Genomic DNA, 19,120 nt, shown 5'->3' with positions numbered 1-19,120 from the left:
ACTATAACAGAGATTAGGTGTCTTGCGGGCTTTGTTATCATAATGTAATCTGTTCCTAATAAAGCTTCATTGAATGTAATATACCAATTAGAATGTTTACAACACTTTTTCTGCACCGTTACTATGGGATTTGAAAATAAAAAAGCACTAAACTTTTAATGAAATACATCATTTTTGATAATAAATATCAGAAGTAATGTAATATTTCAAAAGTTTAGTGCATCAAATTATTTCTTATTTGTAGCATGTGTTTCCATCGTTTTTACAATCAAATCAGTCAGCGCTTTACTACCTGCATATTCTAAGTGAATACCGTCATATGCAAAGTATTCCGGATGACCTGCAGAAGCTTTATACCAATCGACTAGATGTACATTAGAGCGCTTTTCAGCTGCCTCATAAATTAATTTATTTATTCTACCTTCATAATCTCTAGGTACTCTAATAGAAACTAAATATATGTCTGCTTTTCCAAAACTATCCAATAGTTCATTTAATTGATCTTTCGTAAATGCCCCATTTGTACCAAGCTCTACTACAACTTTTTGACCTTTTTTAGCATAGTCTTTATATTGCGATTTCACAATTGGTGTAGCATCAACGAGTTGCCGTCCAACTTTACCATCAATTTGTGCATTTGGTATTTTCTTAGTAAAGACATTACCAATATCCACCATGACCGAGTCACCAATTAATAGTGGTGATGACTTTTTAATATCCTCTTTGCTATTCGCTGTCTGCTTATCCTCTTGCTTATCTTTTTTAACGACTTTTTTCTTCGTTGTTTTAAATTCCGTCTTCTTCTCTTTCTTCTCGGCTTCATGTTGTTTGCCAAGTGCATCAAACTGTCCACTGAGCACAACGATAGACGGAACCAATAATAGGATAACTAACACTGTTCTAGCAAATTGCCCCTTCTTTTTAGGTAAAAATGCAAAAGCTTTAAATCCTTTTTTACGTATAGGTGTTTCAATAAAGCGATACGAAATTTCAGCCATTAACGCTGTTAACAAAATTTCTATAATATAAACGTATACCGGTATTTGTCCTTGTACGTAATAACTGTTCACAAAAACAATGATAGGATAATGCCATAAGTATAAGCTATATGATCGTTTACCTATAATTAGTAAAGGTTTCATACTTAAAAATTTAGCAAATAAACTAGAAGGATGTACCGCAATTGCAATAATGAATAAAGTTGCAAATGATATAATGTAAAATCCTCCATTATAGATCCATTGATCTTGGTCTCCAACTATAAAGAACAAAGTCATTAGAACCGCAAAACCAGATATCCCTATAATATCTAATGATACGACAATCTTTTTAGAAATATCTTTTTTCAAAGCAAACGGAGGCCAAATAAATGCTAATATACAACCAAGCAATAAAGTTTGCAGTCGTGTATCTGTCCCAAAATACACACGTGAATTATCTCCAGTGATGAAATGAATCACTATCATAAGTCCTAAAGAAATCAACGATACAATAAATAGCGTTTGAATAATATTTCTCGGTTTAAATCTATGTAATAAGAACGTGATAACCAATGGGAAAAGCAAGTAAAATTGTTCTTCAATGGCTAAAGACCATAAATGTTTGAGTGGTTCAATAGCAAATTGGTTAAAATAATCTACATTCTGTGAAATGTACCACCAGTTTGAAACATAGAATATAGCTGCAATAGCATCTCGTTTCATTTGTATAATCAATTCCGGTTTAAATATCAGTGTGAACGTAAGCACGACACAGATTAAAAATAACACTGCCGGAATGAGTCGTTTCAATCGTCGCTTCCAAAACTCTAGCAAATCGATTTTTTGCGTCCGATAATACTCACTTATCAACAAACTTGTTATTAAATAACCTGAAATAACGAAGAATGTATCTACTCCTAAAAAGCCCCCACTTAACCATTGTGCATTCAAGTGATAAATAATGATTCCTATAACTGCGAATGCCCTCAATCCATCTAATCCAGGTAAGTATCGCGGGGAATACATTTTTTCTAAACGTTTAAAGTCTTTTGTATCCATGTTAATAAACGCCCCATTTATTTTTCTCTATTTTGTAGCATATCACAATATTTTTGAAAATAAAATATTGCACTGATTTTCATTAATTGATTTAACCCTTAATTAAGATAGTTTTAAATTTTTTATTAAGTAGAAAACAATTATTACAGTTGATTTCATTACTGCAAACCACATATAAATTTGTCGATTTTACTACATAACATAGATTATCATAGATTCTTGAATTTTTAGCAAAATAACTGTTATTTTCATTATATTTTTACAAAAAAAGGTTCGTTTTATATTTTATGCATCTTACTGTAACAGAATCATTAAGATATGCTATTCGAATATACTTTTTCAAAATTTATATAATGAATAAATTAACATGTATTGAAAAAAAAGCGAAATGCAGCCTATCCTCTAATGTAAACCAAACGATATATCTCGTCAGACTTTATATTTAAACGCTATGTGTCACTTTTAAAATGAATATTACTAAGATTGTCATATCAATTATTATTGCATCGAATTAATCTTTTAAATTTCTGTAATAAAACCTATTATCTACATCTAATTTAGGAAAACTACTTGGTAAATCTCCTCGCTTAATTTCACGGAAGCCATTATTAGAATAAAAATACTGTGCACTAATAAATTTATCAATTGTTCCTAAATAAATACCATCGATATTTTGTTCTTTACATGTCATTATAACTTTATCTAAAAGTTTTTTACCTATTTTTAAATTCCTATAACCTTTATCAACAAACATTTTTTTAAGTGCAGACATATTATTATCTAGTCTAATCAAACCTATAGTACCAACAATATTTTGATGATTGTTTATTGCAAGCCAAAATTGCCCTCCATTATTCAAATAGTTATGTTCGATGTTCTCCAAATCAGGTTGATCATCTCTATCAATTTTTATATTAAATTCATTTTTTTGAATCGATAAAATAAACTCGATTAGCTCTTCCTTATAAGACATATTATATTCAATTATGTTTATAGCCATTTTTATCTCCTTTTTCATTTAATTTAATTATAAAATGTGCGTTTAGTTTGTATCTAGTGTACTCAGTACAGCCTCAAATGAAGTTTCATTCCACTTGGCACTTAATAAAGACAAGTATTTTAGCAGTAATACAATAAAGTCCAATAAATTTCCCTAACTTCAATATCCACTTTTTAAAAAATGTATTTTTAATTAATAAAAAAACTCTCCCCAATTTCTATGGGAAGAGCTATATATTTAATGTCTAAACATTACTTTTATTTATTATGAAGGAATTAGAATCCCCAAGCACCTAAACCTTGTGCTTTGTATGCTTTAACAGCTGCGTTGATTTGTTGGTCAACAGTGTTTGTTGGACCCCAACCTGGCATAGTTTGGAATAAACCTGAAGCACCTGATGGGTTGTAAGCATTTACTTGACCATTTGATTCACGAGCGATGATTGCAGCCCATGTAGAAGCTGAAACACCAGTACGTTGAGCCATGATTTGAGCTGCTGATGAACCAGTAGCACCTGCAGTATTACCATTGCTTAATCTCACTGAACTTGAAGTAGTTGAAGTGCTGTAGTTATGGTAAGTTGGAGCTGAAACAGCTTCAACGTTTGAGTTACTTGATTGTGCATTGTAGCTTACTGATTGTACATTTGAACCTTGGTTGTATGAAGTAGTGTAGTCTGCACCTGCAACGTTTGAGAAACCAGCAGTTTGACCATTAGCTGCTTCATAGCTCCATGACCATGTAGTACCATTTGAAGTGAAGTTATATTGGAAACCATCTTTTACAAAGTGGATGTCATATGCACCATCTTTGATTGGAGCTGCATTTAATTGATCTTGGTGATTATGCGCTAAGTCAACTAAGTGTGCTTGATCAACGTTTACTTCAGCAGCGTGTGCTTGATGTCCTGTACCTGCTGCGTAACCTGTTACACCTAATGCCACTGCTAATGATGATGCCATAATTGTCTTTTTCATAGTAAAAAATCCTCCAGTAATAATTGTAAGTTTATGTTTTTAGTAATTATATTTTGAATTTGAATGTCGTAGTGCAAGTTTAAATTGTCTTTTATTTCTTTCAACGGTACTCACTATATCACAAAAAACCAGCCAGTAAATTACACTTTCTTTACAAAACATTACAATATCAAGTGTTATTTGTAATGTTGAAATATGGCTGTTTTATACTGTAATGTGAAATATGTGCCCTTTAGAATCCAATCAACCCTTGAAATAGTCTTTAACACATAAGATTTTTACTATATTTAGCTCAACTATTACAGCTTTCGTAATATTACAGATTGTATTTTTGTTACATAGCTGTAATATATCTGACATGTAACTTCTCTTATTTTCGTACATTAAACGCAATTAAAAAGCAATCAACAAATATGTTTCTACACATGTATTGATTGCTATTATTGTTGTATATTCAAAGTTTTAAAACACACATCTTTTGTGAATTGTCTTATCTTTTATTAGCGCAAATAAACTGCAGCTCAATTATATTGTTCAACTTCATTCTCGCAATTCACAATAACATTAAATAATTTTTGGTCTCATATTTTCAAAAAACATACTGTTATTATCCCATGAATTTAAAAATATCATTAGTATATAAACGAAACACTTTACGATAAATGATATCTGCAAGCCAAGCTGTTACAAATGGTACAACAAAGAACGCTACTACAATTAGTAAGACACTCAACCAAGCAGAATCAACCTCCATAAATTTAAATGCATTAATCGGTCCTACCATTCCTATAAAACCAAATCCAGCTGACTCTTTCGTTCCATGAATACCTACTAATGCTGATACCAAACCTGATACAATGGCTGTCGTTAATATTGGTAACATAAGAATTGGATATTTCACCATATTAGGTATCATCATTTTAACGCCTCCAAAGAAGACGGATAACGGCACCCCTAAACGATTCACTTTACTTGTACCAATTATCAATACTGCTTCAGTCGCGGAGATACCAATTGACGCTGATCCAGCTGCTAAACCTGTAATACCTATCGCAAAGGCAATGGCCACAGTTGATAGTGGCGAAATAATAATAAGACTAAATACCATTGAAATCAAAATACTCATGACAATCGGTTGTAATTCTGTAAAACCATTAACCATATTACCGATGGCTGTTGTAATCATTTTCGTATACGGCAATATTAAAACACCAATTGCACCTGAAATACCGCCAACAACTGTTGGGAATACAATCAATGCCATACTACCTACGCGATGTTGAATAAGTAAAATGAATAACACTGCAATCGCTGCTGTAATCATTGTATTAATTAAATCACCAATACCCGTAATCATCCAAGCACCATTTTTAAACTGCGCTGCACCGCTTCCTACATATGCTGCACTTGCCACAACAGCAATTGCTAATGGCGATAGGTCAAATTTCATTGCAACCAATGCACCAATCAAAGCAGGTACTGTAAATTGAATTGCAACGACAACGCCTAATAACGTTTTAAAAATCGGATGATAATCCATAAAGTATTTAAAAATTTCTCCAAGTATCGCATTAGGAACTAAACCCGCAACAATACCTATGGCGACACCTGATAAAACTCTAAATATAAAATCTTTGGGTGTAATTGTTTTAATTGATGTCATAATATCATCCTTCCATTTATGTATATACATCTTTATGCAAATAATAAAAAGCCTTAAGTTATAAGCTGCCACTAGCTTAAATTCTAAGATGTGCATGCCGATGTTGTTATATTTAGGCTAGCAGTATCATCTATAACTCAAGACTATGAAAAATAGTATATCACAAAATTCTGAATTTTTAGATAAAGAAATTGGCAATTTTTCAAACATATTGTTACAATACACTTTTATTTTATCTTCATTTTTAAAATCCATTAATATAATAGAAGAAAGACATTCAAATGCTTACCAAAAAGGTACATTATTTGTTAGGAGCGTATCAGCACTTACATATCATCAACACAATTGACAATACAATAGAAGATACTGATAATAAGTGTTAAAACAACAGATGTTAGGTAGTGAACAAATGATGGAAAGTAAATCTATAGATCCAAGAATCGTTAGAACCAAACAATTGCTTGTCGATGCTTTTCTTAAAATTTCTAGAGAAAAGAAATTATCTCAAATTACAGTTAAAGATATCACTGATATTGCTACGCTAAATCGTGCAACATTTTATGCTCATTTCACTGATAAAGAAGACCTCCTAGACTACACATTGTCTGTAACCATTTTAAAAGACTTGAATGATAACTTGAGCATTTCTAATGTCATTAATGAAAAGGTGCTGCGTAATATTTTCATTTCAATTGCGAGTTATATCAAAGATGCTGCAAAGTCTTGCGAATTAAATAGTGAAGCATTTTGCAACAAAGCACATCAACGTATTAATAATGAATTAGAAGATATTTTTGCGATTATGTTAGAAAACAGCTATCCGGAGCATCAACGCGATATCATTGTAAATAGTGCGAGTTTTTTAGCAGCTGGTATCTCAGGCTTAGCATTACATTGGTTTAACACGAGTCAAGAGACAGCCGATGTGTTTATCGATCGCAACCTTCCATTTTTAATTCATCATATAGCACATTTTTAATAAAACTTGGTATTTAGTCATGCATCTTGAAATCACTATGTGACTTAGGTTCATACTTGTACACACAATAAAATTTAACGTATTACGATTGATTAGCCGTGTCTAGGACATAAATCAACGTCCTATACTCTACAATGTCATATTAGCAGTCGTTAACTGAATGAAAATAAGTTTGTCATTAAAACATATAGATTTTAGTGACAAGCATTTTTGTTTTTGCGTACTTAAACAACACTTCAGGCAATATGTTGTTTAGGCAACAAATGATATGTGCGTGTTTATTGGCAAACGTACGACATAGTAGTATAGTATGTCTAAACAACATATGTTGCATAGTTGATATGCGTTGTTTAAATACTAAGATAGGAGGGATTGACGTGAGCGAGACAGATGAACCTCAGGGGTTTGAACGCACGCATAATATATTAAATATTAATCAGAGTAGTCTGGGTGTAGTGACATACATTACAAATAAATTAAAGTCGACGTTGAAGCAACACATAATAATTGCTCGTGGTAAAAAGCGAATCGACTATCGACTGTCGTATAACTTTTACACTACGTATTATGATAATGTAGAAATCAAGAAAATCGACTGTGAATATACCTATGCTATGCCCATTGCAATTTTAATAAGACACACGATGTCATTCGACAATGCTCATTTCTTTGCTCAGTTACGTCATCCTGTCTTATAAAACAACATTGCAGACATGTATATCAAACGACACTTCAATAACATCACTTTGCCATCGTACTACTAGTAAAATCGTGTCTCAAATCCCTTATTTTAATTCCAAAAATCTGCTGGTCAAAAGACCGAGAAACTAAAAACATTACTTAATGTGTTGATAAATTACCATATAAAAATAATCTCAAAATATATCAACACTTGATTCTAAGGAGGATATGACAATATGAAAATTTTAGATAGAATTAATGAACTTGCAAATAAAGAAAAAGTACAACCACTTACTGTAGCTGAAAAACAAGAACAACATGCATTGCGTCAAGACTACTTAAGCATGATCCGAGGACAAGTATTAACAACATTTTCCACAATAAAAGTGGTTGATCCAATCGGTCAGGATGTCACACCAGATAAAGTTTATGATCTTCGCCAACAATACGGTTATATTCAAAATTAATATTTGCTCAAGAGGTATTGCACTTAAGGTGCCAACTGACCTCATAAACAAAGCCCATACTGATTGAAGACACTAATGTGTCCAGGCTGGGACATAAATCAATGTTCTATGCTCTACGAAGTTATATTGGCAGTAGTTGACTGAACGAAAATGCGCTTGTAACAAGCTTTTTTCAATTCTAGTCAGGGGCCCCAACACAGAGAATTTCGAAAAGAAATTCTACAGGCAATGCAAGTTGGGGTGGGACGACGAAATAAATTTTGCGAAAATATCATTTCTGTCCCACTCCCACATTAAACTTCATCTCTGTATGGGCTTTTTATTTATTCTTTTGAGAATTTCATTTTAGCAGACTAAAAAATTAAAATGGTGTCCATCAAGATCTTTGAACATTGCACCATAAAACCCTTGGCTTACTGTTGGTTCTTGAACGACTGCGCCACCCGCTTCTTTCACTTTATTCACCAACTGGTCAACTTCTTCATTTGTGTTCACACCTAGAGAAATCATCACTTCATTTGGTTCAGTATTAAGGCTTTGCTGACTTACATTTTGAAAATGCTTGTTTTCTATTAAAATTACGGTTGTTTGACCTATTTGAATACCGACCATTTTATCTAACATTTGTGGGTTTCTATTTATTTTAAATCCTAACGCTTTATAAAACTGTGCGCTCTTTTCTAAATCTTGCACATGCAAATTAAACCACATTGATTGAATCATGATTGCACCCCATTCATTACTTATTATAGTTTTGGACTTTAAGCCAATCACTTAATGATAATCTTGTTGGATTTATTTCAGCCATTAATTCAAAGTCTACTTCATAACCTTTTTCTTCCAACCATTGCTTTTCTGCAACACCACTAACAAATTCTCCTTCTATAACAGTAGATTTACCTGTCACTTCACTAAAAATTGTTGCTGCTTCACTTAATGTAACTTCATCGGAACCAATCTCTATTGATTGATGCGTAAAGCTTTGTGGATGTGCAAAAATATACGATGCAATTTTAGCTATATCAATAGAAGAAATCATTGTGAATTTTATATTCGGATTAATAAATTCTGGTAATGTAATACGTTCATCTTCGACTTTAGCAATGCGTAAAAAATTATCCATAAAGAATGATGGTTTGATAACTGTTGCATTTATATTAGATTCCATTAATCTATTTTCTATTTTTGCTAGTACTTCAAAGTGTGGGCCAGTTCGATTTCGATTAACCCCTCCCGCAGTACTATACACAATATGTTGAATATTTTCTTGCTCAGCTATTTCAATTATCTTCATACCTTGTCTTAATTCTTCGCTAACATCATCTTTAACGATTGGCTGAATACTGTATAAGCCATACTTCCCTTTCATCGCTGATTGCAAACTAACATTATCACTCAGATCACCTTCAACGATTGATAAATGCGGATGTCCTATGTCTGAAAGTTTACGATTATTCTTATTTCTAGTTAATGCACTTACATACCATCCATCCTCTAACAACTGTTTTACAACTGCATTACCTTGCTTCCCTGTTGCGCCTATTACTAAAATATCTTTCATTTTAGATCCACTCCTCTTTTTATCTTAAAAACCAATAGTCCTCTTTTTCACCTTTTAAATACGTATATGGTTCTGGTGTTTGTCCATTTCCTTTAATATTGTCGTTTATTACATCTCTGACATCCCATACTAAATGAATAAATCGTTGTAATTGATGACTAAAAATGCCTAGTGGCGCTGTCATAGCTAATACTTTTTCCACATCTTCTGTAGTGACATTCAGCTTTTCTGCAATCATTTGAACCGATAAAGTTGATGCTTCGAAATGTGCTTGCAACTCTTCGCACGTAATGCGTCTTTGCTCTTTATTTAAAGACATATGCAACACTCTTTTCTTTTTTAAATATTTACAGCACTTTGCAAATTCATTGCTAACTTTCTTAACACGTTTTATAATAAACGGAGAGTTATCCGTTTGTCAATTTTAGAGAACTATAAGTAGGTGGAACAATGCGAAAGGACGCCATAGAGAATAGGCAACGAATTGAAGAAATAGCGCACAAACTTTTTGATGAAGAAGGCGTTGAAAACATTAGTATGAATCGTATTGCTAAGGAACTAGGTATCGGTATGGGGACATTGTATCGACATTTCAAAGATAAAAGCGATTTATGCTACTACGTCATACAAAGAGACCTTGATATTTTTATCACTCATTTTAAGCAAATTAAAGATGACTATCATTCTAATTATGAGGTTATGCAAGTGTCGTTAGATTATCTTTTACAATTTAAAATCGATAATAAGGCACTACTGCAATGTATTGAAGCAGGCAACAATAAATTACGTTTTTACCAAAGCGCATTTTATCAAGAATTATTTGATTTTTATTATGACTTATTTAAAAGCGATGACGACACTTACACGAAGTTCAAAACAGATATGCTGTTGCAATCATTATCAACTAGTGTATTTGCCTTCCAAATAGAGCATCGCCATATTTCAATTGAAGCGTACAGAAATTATTTATTAAACATTTATTTAGATGAGGTGGAACGTAATGACTAAAATTGTGTTAATCACAGGAGGCAATAAAGGGTTAGGCTATGCAAGTGCAGAGGCACTTAAAGCATTGGGTTACAAAGTTTATATAGGTTCTCGGAATGATGTAAGAGGACAACAAGCATCACAAAAATTAGGTGTTCATTATGTACAGTTAGATGTTACAAGTGACTACTCAGTCAAAAATGCTTATAACATGATTGCTGAAAAAGAAGGCCGTCTTGATATCCTCATTAACAATGCAGGTATATCTGGTCAATTTTCAGCACCTTCCAAATTGACACCTCGTGACGTTGAAGAAGTATATCAAACGAATGTATTCGGTATCGTACGAATGATGAATACATTCGTCCCTCTCTTAGAAAAATCTGAACAACCTGTTGTCGTCAACGTATCAAGTGGTTTAGGTTCATTTGGAATGGTTACAAACCCCGAAACAGCTGAATCTAAAGTGAATTCATTAGCTTATTGTTCGTCTAAATCGGCAGTAACAATGCTAACGCTACAATACGCTAAAGGATTACCTAACATGCAAATCAATGCTGCTGATCCAGGCGCTACAAATACTGATTTAGTTGGTGATTTTAGTAATAATTCCAAACACGTTTCTGAAGGAATCAAGCCAATCATTCAATTAGCAACGATTGGTGCAGATGGCCCAACAGGTACATTTATTAATGGCGATGGAGAGATGCCTTGGTAGATCAATTTTATGTTACAAACATTGAAATTAGAGGTATATAAAAAATGCTTCTGCAATAGATGCAATACAATATGGAGGCGAATTAAATGAAAAGTATTACGTTTGAAGAACATTATGTCATTGAAGATATTCAAAAAGAAACGATGAATGCGATATCAGCAGATCCTAAAGGTGTACCGATGAAAGTAATGTTAGAAGGCCTTGAAAAAAAGACAGGTTTTACAAATGCCGACGAATTATCACATCATGATGAACGTATCCAATTTATGAATAATCAAGACGTTCAAATTCAAGTCTTATCTTATGGAAATGGGTCTCCTTCAAATTTAGTTGGTCAGAAAGCCATTGAATTATGCCAAAAAGCAAATGATCAATTGGCAAACTATATTGCACAATATCCCAATCGCTTTGTAGGCTTTGCAACTTTACCTATCAATGAGCCTGAAGCGGCAGCGCGAGAATTCGAACGTTGCATCAATGATTTAGGATTCAAAGGTGCGCTCATTATGGGACGTGCACAAGATGGTTTTCTTGATCAAGACAAATATGACATTATTTTCAAAACAGCTGAAAATTTAGGCGTACCAATTTATCTACATCCCGCGCCAGTTAACAGTGACATTTATCAATCATACTATAAAGGAAATTATCCTGAAGTAACCGCGGCAACATTTGCTTGTTTTGGTTATGGTTGGCACATTGATGTCGGAATTCATGCAATACATCTAGTATTATCTGGCATTTTTGATCGTTATCCAAAGTTAAATATGATTATAGGACATTGGGGTGAGTTTATCCCATTCTTCTTAGAACGTATGGATGAAGCTTTATTCGCTGAACATTTGAACCACCCTGTAAGCTATTACTTTAAAAATAATTTTTATATCACACCAAGTGGCATGTTAACGAAGCCACAGTTTGATTTAGTCAAGAAAGAAGTAGGTATTGATAGAATTCTTTATGCTGCTGATTATCCATATATTGAGCCTGAAAAATTAGGCGTATTTTTAGATGAACTGGGTTTAACAGATGAAGAAAAAGAGAAAATAAGTTATACAAATGGTGCTAAATTATTAGGTTTATCATCTAACAATTAACAAATGGAGGTCATTGAATATGGAAACTTTAGAATTACAAGGCGCTAAATTACGATACCACCAAGTCGGACAAGGACCCGTGCTCATCTTTATTCCTGGTGCAAACGGTACCGGAGACATTTTTCTGCCTCTTGCAGAACAGTTAAAAGACCATTTTACTGTTGTAGCCGTTGATCGTCGTGATTATGGAGAAAGCGAGTTAACTGAACCAATCCCTGATTCCGCTTCTAACCCTGACAGTGATTATCGTGTCAAACGCGACGCACAGGACATTGCCGAACTTGCAAAGTCATTAAGTGATGAACCTGTCTATATATTAGGTTCAAGTTCAGGTTCAATCGTTGCGATGCATGTGTTAAAAGATTACCCTGAAGTCGTTAAAAAGATTGCATTTCATGAACCACCAATTAATACATTTTTACCAGACAGTACTTATTGGAAAGATAAAAATGATGACATTGTGCATCAAATTTTAACAGAAGGCTTAGAAAAAGGCATGAAAACATTTGGTGAAACATTAAATATCGCACCAATTGATGCAAAAATGATGTCTCAACCTGCTGATACTGAAGAAGGACGTATAGAACAGTACAAACGTACGATGTTCTGGTCAAAATTTGAAATTAGACAATATACGCATTCAGATATTACTTTGGATGATTTCACAAAATACAGCGATAAAATCACCCTACTAAATGGGACAGATTCTAGAGGCTCCTTCCCACAAGATGTTAACTTTTATATAAATAAAGAAACTGGCATACCTATTGTAGATATTCCAGGTGGTCACTTAGGTTATATTCAAAAACCTGAAGGCTTTGCTGACGTATTATTAAATTTGTGGGGTTAATCTATCGTTCTCTAATAAAACAGCTTGGACAGTTTTCAAATTATATTTGATGGCTGACCAAGCTTATTTTTGTTTACGTTTAAACGTTCAAATCAACTCGTTATTATACATGAAGGCATGTTAACCATTCTCTTCCACTGAAAACACTACTGTTCCAAACATTGATAGTCTTCTTTTGAAATACCCTTTCCGATAAGCACCAAATATTCTGGCACTTTTTTTGAAAATGCTACAGGTGTTAATTCATATTGTCCTTGTGTAAATTGAATGAGATACGTATGTGCGGTGTCTTCAAATGTCATAAACCCTTTCAACCTATAAATATGAGACGGAAGGCATGCTAAACGTTTTATAAACTCTGCTTTAGTACATTTGACTGGTGATTGCACAAATTGATGATTAATCATTTGATGTAACGACTTATGTTTATTGTCAGAAGTTGCTGTCATTTGTCTAACTGATATTGGCAAAGTGACGCTGCCATGCATACCGACTTGTATATCGGCCTCTGGGTTAATAACTTCTAAATCTTTCAATAGTTTGCTCGTTGTTTCAACATCTGCTGAATCTATTTTATTAACAAATAAGACAGAACAATATGCTAATTGCTCATAAAATAAGCCTTGGATGTCTTTAGGGAATGATTTAATGTGTTTATACATGCTTGCGTCTATTACACCAATCATATGTGTAATTGTTGTAAACGGAGCTAAAATAGGCGTTAAACAAGCATCTAAGACAGAGACTGGTTCTGCAATCCCACTACATTCAATAAATACAATGTCTGGTTGCTCTTTTAAATATAATTGATGTAACTGTTCTGATACATCTGCTTTCATTGCGCAACAGATACACCCCTCTGTCAGTTCACTTAAAGGTATGTCTTCAGATACTAAGGCACCATCAACACTCATTTTCCCAAATTCATTCATGATGACTGCTGGTTTCAGCGATTCCTTTAATGATTCAGCGAGCAAATGATTTAAGACAGTCGTTTTACCGCCACCTAAAAACCCACCTATAATAACTATTTTCATCTGCGACTCTCCTCTTATACTTCATATGAATAGCATATTCCAAGATAGATCTCCTATTGACTGACATGACTCTATATTCAGTTATAGTTCATTTTTTTAAATAATCAGCATTACTATTTTAACAATGATGCCTACACCAATAACTAAAGACAATGATGTCACCATTTGCTTTCCAATTAATTTTAGTGCTGACTGACCACCTAAATGTTTCAAAAGCATCGTCATTGTGACCGAGCACGCTGTAAAAGTTGAACTAAAAAACACAAGTAGTAGTAACTGTGTTGCTGTCATTCCTTGTAATAAGGCGCCCTGATGCAAATTAAACAAGAGCATGCCGTCTTTTCGAATCATTGAAAATAAAATCCCTGGTGACAATTCTGACGAGATGCCTAATAACGATAATATAGGTGTAAATATTTGTGATAAAACATTCAAAATTGGCGTTAGTGATAAAATACTAACAATAAGACAGATTGTGATAAAAATAGGTAGCGCTTGAACGATAAACATTTGTATATTTTGCCACATTTGTAGCAACATTTGACGTATATTTGGCATATGTAATTGCCTATCATAAGGTAGCGGAACGCTAAGTTGTTGATCATTCTTTTTCAACCATATCCTATTATGTAAGATGCCACCTAAAAGTACTAATATTAAGTACGGCATAAATAGCCATGACTTTCCAGCTACACTAAAAATAGATAATGTCGCACCTATTTGATAACTACAAGAACTACCAAAGCTTATTAAACTCATACACTGCGTCTTCGTGCAGGTATGGCATTGGTGTGCTGCTTGTGAAATAGCTGCTGCATTACATCCAAATCCTTCTAATAGTGGCACGATATCATTACCTTGTAATCCTATCCGTAACATTGAAGGTTCAATTGCCCATATCATCCATGATTTAAGTCCTGTTTGATCAATTATAGCAGTTGATAAACTAATCAATATTACGACCGGCAATGCCCATACGAGCGAATATGTTCCAAGTGATAGCACACCATAATCACCAAATAATATATGTTGTAATATATCGTGATTGAGCAATGTTGTTTGAGTTAAATATTCTATCCATGCTGATACATACTGATTTTGAAACCAATCTGAAAATTGATAAGCGATACCGATTGGCAATGCAAACATTAAAAATATCAACAACCAGGCTAAAAATGTCGCACTTATTTTAGGTCTTAAATGTCGTCGCTCATGTTGAAATAGTGTCAATTGTTCTATCACATGTTCGCTCGCTATAGGCGAAGAAACTACACTTTCTGCCAATGAAATATCTAATTTCTGTTTTATGATTAATAATCTTAATTTCGCTTTTTCTGTTGCGGTAAGTTTATCCGCATGACTAATAACCAAATAATGAGGTTCATTAGGTATGGGCGTATAATGCCCCGTTCTCATATCATATTTCACTTCTAACATGTGCATGACACTTCACAACATGAATAATCATCTAAATACATTTGATTTTTTTGGTAATTTTCAATGACCTCTTGTTTAGCTGGTAAGCCTTCCCGCTGTGTTAAAAGATGTGCAAGTACTGCAAATCGCGCTCTGAATTTATAGATATAGCATAATTTGGCATTATCATTTTCAACTGTTGCACCAATCATAAAAATATTCGGATAACGTGTCGATTCATCATGTGTTGTTAATTTAATATCTTGATTTGTTGTCACAAATAATTGTTGAACGATTGGATTTTTTGTTGCATCAAAGCCAGTTGCTAGTATTGGTTCATGAGGCGTATGCACACTTTGTCCGCTATCAAAACTGATATGATACTGTCCATTGTTAAAATCAATATCTTTAACTGTATAATGTACATTCATTTCAATGCGAGCACCTTGCTTAATGACGTTACCTAGTCTCTGACGTGTATAAGGTGACAATCTAACACTAGGATCAGCATCCGGATCATTTAAACCGGTTGTGCTAGTATAAAGTGCGATGTCAGAGCCATTTTTTGCAAGTTGATATGCAGCATCAAAGCCACTTTCATTACCTCCGATAACCACATATTGTCCCTTATTAAAGTTATCAAAGTCTTCAATTTCACTATAATGAATACCATATTTAAATGGCTTTTTAGGGAAATTATAATCACCTGTTGCGACAAAGATATAATCCGCGTGATATGTCTCTGTTGTCGTTGCAATCGTATAAAATGCATCATCTACAGATATATTTGTGACAACTGTATTTTCAAAGATATTCAGCTCGTAATGGTTGGCAACCACTTGTAAATATTCAGCATATGTTTCTCCGGAAATATGTTCTTCATTAAATGTAAATGCTGGTGAAGTATCCATGGAAATTGCATTCATATCAGGCATGCCAAATCCATTAGACGTAAATGATGGCGTAATCGTAAGGGTCGATTTCGGCCAATGTTTAAATGAATGTCCTACTGTTCCTTTTTCTAAAATAATGACATCTGTTATACCGAAATCTTTTAAGGTAATGGCCATACCTATACCTGCAGCACCGGCACCGATAATAGCCACTTTATGATGTTGCATATTAACACTCCCTCAATGATCTATTTCAAGTTATTGTTTTCGATTATAAATCGTAATAATTACGATTTATAAAGTATAGACCTATCCTTGAGAAATTTCAATATTAAAAGAAAAACTTCCGTTATTGTAGAGAATTTATCTACATTTCGGAAGTTGGTATGTGTCTTTTTTATTAAATTTAAGGATGCTACGTTTAGTTCAAATGATTATGAATAACATTTCATGGTATCATCCAGCCTCAGTACTTGGAGATAACATTTTGGCGGTGAGACAGAAATCATATTTTTACAAAATTTATTGGGGTGTAACTTCTCCACGTTGTATTTCACTATCCAAATTTTGTTTCATATTTTCAAACAATTCTTGAAATCTAACCTCATCTTGATCAGAATAACCTTTAAAAATAACTGAATCTATATTTTCTTCGTTAAAATAATAAATTTCATCTTCCACAACACCAATCGGATATTTACATGCAGAATAGTCAAACATATACTTTTGATTTTCAATTTCTACAATTGGTCCTCTATTAATAATCATTAACTTTTGCGAACCTTCTTTTAAATAAATAATGCTTCCTATTGTTTCCATTTATTTTCCTCCTTTGTCACCGTCTCAATTTCAACATTCCTTCGCATTTCCAAGTCAATCATCTCTTCTTCTGCTTTACGAATGCCATGTTGAATTTGCTGTTGCTGCTCGTATAACGCTTCCGTTGAACGTCGTTTCGCAAAATGAAATTCATCGCGGAACTGTTCCATACGACTAGCCATATTGCTACTATAATAACGCTCACCTAAATGTTGATATAATTGATCTATCGAATGATTAAGCGCATCACTTTCATCTATCAATGCTTTAACCTCTCGCTTTTCATCATATAAGTCATCCATTTGCTTATGTTTCGCTGTGATTATTTTATTGATTTCATCCAGTTTATTCGACATCATTTCACCACGTTTTAATTTTTACCAATTTCATTACCAATCATTACGTCAGTTTGGTCAAAAGCCTCACCAACTTTTTGTATATTATCGCTCGCAGTTCGTATTGCTTCAGCAACAGATTGATTCTTACTCATCAAATCATCTATCACACTATGAGCATTATTATTTCCACTTACTGTTGTACTTTCATCTTTATCCGGTTTCGACACATTATTACATGTTTCAACAGCGCTTTTAATAGATGATGATGCACTATTGGTCTTAAAAATATCACTTTGAACTGTACTCATCATTTACACCTCTCTCCATTTAAATTATTTTAAAATTATTAGAAACTGTATCAATATATGATATTCAAACATTCAATTATACTTAAATATTGTTTTATGATTATATTCAAAATTATTGTATCAATAAATATGTATCATTCCTAGAATTTTATTGAACAAAAAGTTATAAAATCACTTTTATTGCAACTCAACCTTGTTTTACATTACAGAAATTAACAATAGCGATTAAAATTTTATTTTCCAACAATAAAAAAGCACAAATATTTTTATTGAGGCAGCTGAAGGCCTTCTCATTGTAAAAATATCTGTGCATATTATCTATTTATCTCAATCTAACGTCTTAACTAACTTGTTGTATCTTGTAAAATCTTATCCATAGAATGCGCAACACTATCACGGTACATTTCACCAAATTTCAATAAATGGACCATCAATAAATATAAACGATAAAATTCAAGTCTATAGGATGCACCTTTTGCGAGTGGATAATGTTTATTATACGCATCATAAAATTCGCTCGTAAAACCACCAAATACCGTTGTAATACCGATATCGAATTCTCTGTCACCATATAATGGCGCTGGATCAAATAACGCCGGACGACCATCTTGTAAGAACATATAATTACCACCCCATAGGTCACCATGTAATAAAGACGGTTTACTTTGATGCTTTTCTAATTCCGCCACAATTTGACGTCGCACTTTGTCATATACTTTGATATCGTTGGCATCCCATAGCCCTCTATTTAGCAACTCATCTTTCAAATGGTCCAAGCGCTTGTCGACAAAAATGGTACACCAATCGTCTTGCCAATGATTATCAAAAGAAATATCGCCACCTTCATAAGGTAATGAGAAGCCAAATTTGCCTTCTTCTTGTTGCTGACTGTGTAATTGAGCTACGAGTTGCCCTAATTGGCGTTGACTCCCTGAAGCCCCTTCTTCTAAATACGTCATCATTAAATACGCATCACCGTTAACCTCGCCACTTGCAATTACTCTAGGTGCCGTGATACCTGCACGTTCAAATTCATTTAAACCTGCAATTTCTGCAGCATAAAATGATTCTTTACGTCCACGTTGGACAAGTAAGAAAAATGTATCCGTATCTGTTTCGACTCGATATGCTTCGTTTACATCACCACCACTCACTGGTGAAATCTCTTTAATATCTTTTAAAGGTAAATGCTCTAACCATTGTTCATTCATACAAACACCTTCCATTACGCTTACTTTATACTATTATATTGCCTAATTAGGATGATTTAATCTTAAAAACGTTATTCAA

The 19,120-nt window shown here is 33.4% G+C and carries 22 protein-coding genes; 7 read left to right on the top strand and 15 right to left on the bottom strand.

Going from position 1 to position 19,120, the window contains the following annotated elements; translation table 11 throughout:
- Positions 1-227: 227 nt before the first annotated feature.
- From JQN76_RS04520 to JQN76_RS04500, 5 genes are all read right to left on the bottom strand, one after another.
- A complete protein-coding gene (locus JQN76_RS04520; protein ID WP_000379821.1) occupies positions 228-2,039 on the bottom strand; it encodes an acyltransferase family protein in 1,812 nt (603 codons plus the stop codon).
- 511 nt (positions 2,040-2,550) lie between these two features.
- Positions 2,551-3,039, bottom strand: a complete 489-nt coding sequence (locus tag JQN76_RS04515) for a GNAT family N-acetyltransferase (RefSeq protein ID WP_001836831.1) — start codon at positions 3,037-3,039, stop codon at positions 2,551-2,553.
- A 275-nt stretch (positions 3,040-3,314) separates the two neighbouring features.
- Positions 3,315-4,016, bottom strand: a complete 702-nt coding sequence (isaA, locus tag JQN76_RS04510; RefSeq protein ID WP_000751267.1) for a lytic transglycosylase IsaA — start codon at positions 4,014-4,016, stop codon at positions 3,315-3,317.
- Positions 4,017-4,623: 607 nt separating this feature from the next.
- Positions 4,624-5,679, bottom strand: coding sequence for a PTS sugar transporter subunit IIC (locus tag JQN76_RS04505; RefSeq protein ID WP_000200684.1), 1,056 nt, complete (start codon positions 5,677-5,679; stop codon positions 4,624-4,626).
- A gap of 126 nt (positions 5,680-5,805) precedes the next feature.
- On the bottom strand, positions 5,806-5,904 hold the full coding sequence (locus JQN76_RS04500) for a hypothetical protein (protein ID WP_223181132.1): 99 nt from the start codon (positions 5,902-5,904) through the stop codon (positions 5,806-5,808).
- Between the two features lie 184 nt (positions 5,905-6,088).
- On the opposite strand from JQN76_RS04500, the gene JQN76_RS04495 reads away from it, so the two are divergent.
- The 3 genes from JQN76_RS04495 (at position 6,089) to JQN76_RS04485 (ending at position 7,806) form a co-directional block, all read left to right on the top strand.
- A complete protein-coding gene (locus JQN76_RS04495) occupies positions 6,089-6,658 on the top strand; it encodes a TetR/AcrR family transcriptional regulator (protein WP_001789900.1) in 570 nt (189 codons plus the stop codon).
- A gap of 197 nt (positions 6,659-6,855) precedes the next feature.
- A complete protein-coding gene (locus JQN76_RS04490) occupies positions 6,856-7,356 on the top strand; it encodes a hypothetical protein (RefSeq protein ID WP_001795157.1) in 501 nt (166 codons plus the stop codon).
- Positions 7,357-7,575: 219 nt separating this feature from the next.
- Positions 7,576-7,806: a DUF896 domain-containing protein gene (locus JQN76_RS04485; RefSeq protein WP_000697134.1), complete on the top strand. Its 231-nt coding sequence runs from the start codon at positions 7,576-7,578 to the stop codon at positions 7,804-7,806.
- A gap of 345 nt (positions 7,807-8,151) precedes the next feature.
- On the opposite strand, the gene JQN76_RS04480 is transcribed toward JQN76_RS04485, so the two are convergent.
- From JQN76_RS04480 to JQN76_RS04470, 3 genes are read right to left on the bottom strand one after another with little or no spacing between them, the layout of a single operon-like run.
- Positions 8,152-8,529: a VOC family protein gene (locus JQN76_RS04480; RefSeq protein ID WP_000616225.1), complete on the bottom strand. Its 378-nt coding sequence runs from the start codon at positions 8,527-8,529 to the stop codon at positions 8,152-8,154.
- A 16-nt stretch (positions 8,530-8,545) separates the two neighbouring features.
- The gene (locus JQN76_RS04475) at positions 8,546-9,367 is read right to left on the bottom strand and encodes an NmrA/HSCARG family protein (RefSeq protein ID WP_000651837.1); all 822 of its coding nucleotides are present in this window, start codon (positions 9,365-9,367) and stop codon (positions 8,546-8,548) included.
- Positions 9,368-9,386: 19 nt separating this feature from the next.
- Positions 9,387-9,686: a DUF2316 family protein gene (locus JQN76_RS04470; protein WP_000055859.1), complete on the bottom strand. Its 300-nt coding sequence runs from the start codon at positions 9,684-9,686 to the stop codon at positions 9,387-9,389.
- A 131-nt stretch (positions 9,687-9,817) separates the two neighbouring features.
- Here JQN76_RS04470 and JQN76_RS04465 point away from each other — a divergent pair, with 131 nt between their 5' ends.
- The 4 genes from JQN76_RS04465 (at position 9,818) to JQN76_RS04450 (ending at position 13,019) form a co-directional block, all read left to right on the top strand.
- A complete protein-coding gene (locus tag JQN76_RS04465) occupies positions 9,818-10,375 on the top strand; it encodes a TetR/AcrR family transcriptional regulator (protein WP_001224182.1) in 558 nt (185 codons plus the stop codon).
- The gene (locus tag JQN76_RS04460) at positions 10,368-11,072 is read left to right on the top strand and encodes an SDR family NAD(P)-dependent oxidoreductase (protein ID WP_000161829.1); all 705 of its coding nucleotides are present in this window, start codon (positions 10,368-10,370) and stop codon (positions 11,070-11,072) included. The genes JQN76_RS04465 and JQN76_RS04460 overlap by 8 nt, the downstream gene beginning before the upstream one ends.
- 86 nt (positions 11,073-11,158) lie before the next feature.
- Positions 11,159-12,169, top strand: a complete 1,011-nt coding sequence (locus tag JQN76_RS04455) for an amidohydrolase family protein (protein ID WP_000836425.1) — start codon at positions 11,159-11,161, stop codon at positions 12,167-12,169.
- A 19-nt stretch (positions 12,170-12,188) separates the two neighbouring features.
- Positions 12,189-13,019, top strand: coding sequence for an alpha/beta hydrolase (locus JQN76_RS04450; protein ID WP_000448899.1), 831 nt, complete (start codon positions 12,189-12,191; stop codon positions 13,017-13,019).
- Positions 13,020-13,165: 146 nt separating this feature from the next.
- On the opposite strand, the gene JQN76_RS04445 is transcribed toward JQN76_RS04450, so the two are convergent.
- The 7 genes from JQN76_RS04445 to JQN76_RS04415 form a co-directional block, all read right to left on the bottom strand.
- Positions 13,166-14,056 carry a CobW family GTP-binding protein gene (locus JQN76_RS04445; RefSeq protein WP_000706519.1) on the bottom strand — a complete coding sequence of 297 codons (891 nt, stop codon included), beginning with the start codon at positions 14,054-14,056 and terminating at the stop codon, positions 13,166-13,168.
- 96 nt (positions 14,057-14,152) lie between these two features.
- Positions 14,153-15,493: a nucleoside recognition domain-containing protein gene (locus JQN76_RS04440; protein ID WP_000895193.1), complete on the bottom strand. Its 1,341-nt coding sequence runs from the start codon at positions 15,491-15,493 to the stop codon at positions 14,153-14,155.
- Positions 15,487-16,593: an NAD(P)/FAD-dependent oxidoreductase gene (locus JQN76_RS04435; protein WP_001163740.1), complete on the bottom strand. Its 1,107-nt coding sequence runs from the start codon at positions 16,591-16,593 to the stop codon at positions 15,487-15,489. The genes JQN76_RS04440 and JQN76_RS04435 overlap by 7 nt, the downstream gene beginning before the upstream one ends.
- A gap of 294 nt (positions 16,594-16,887) precedes the next feature.
- On the bottom strand, positions 16,888-17,184 hold the full coding sequence (locus tag JQN76_RS04430; protein WP_000447709.1) for a DUF4176 domain-containing protein: 297 nt from the start codon (positions 17,182-17,184) through the stop codon (positions 16,888-16,890).
- Positions 17,172-17,540, bottom strand: a complete 369-nt coding sequence (locus JQN76_RS04425; RefSeq protein ID WP_000066356.1) for a hypothetical protein — start codon at positions 17,538-17,540, stop codon at positions 17,172-17,174. Before JQN76_RS04425 ends, JQN76_RS04430 begins: the two co-directional genes overlap by 13 nt.
- A 14-nt stretch (positions 17,541-17,554) precedes the next feature.
- Complete coding sequence (locus JQN76_RS04420) at positions 17,555-17,833, bottom strand: TIGR04197 family type VII secretion effector (protein WP_000987949.1); 279 nt, start codon at positions 17,831-17,833, stop codon at positions 17,555-17,557.
- Between the two features lie 341 nt (positions 17,834-18,174).
- Complete coding sequence (locus JQN76_RS04415; protein WP_001005509.1) at positions 18,175-19,041, bottom strand: fructosamine kinase family protein; 867 nt, start codon at positions 19,039-19,041, stop codon at positions 18,175-18,177.
- Positions 19,042-19,120 lie beyond the last annotated feature (79 nt).

Origin of the sequence: Staphylococcus sp. SM3655, assembly GCF_016917315.1 — a bacterium.
In the GTDB taxonomy this organism is placed as follows: domain Bacteria; phylum Bacillota; class Bacilli; order Staphylococcales; family Staphylococcaceae; genus Staphylococcus; species Staphylococcus aureus.
This window is presented reverse-complemented; position numbering and strand designations above follow the sequence as displayed.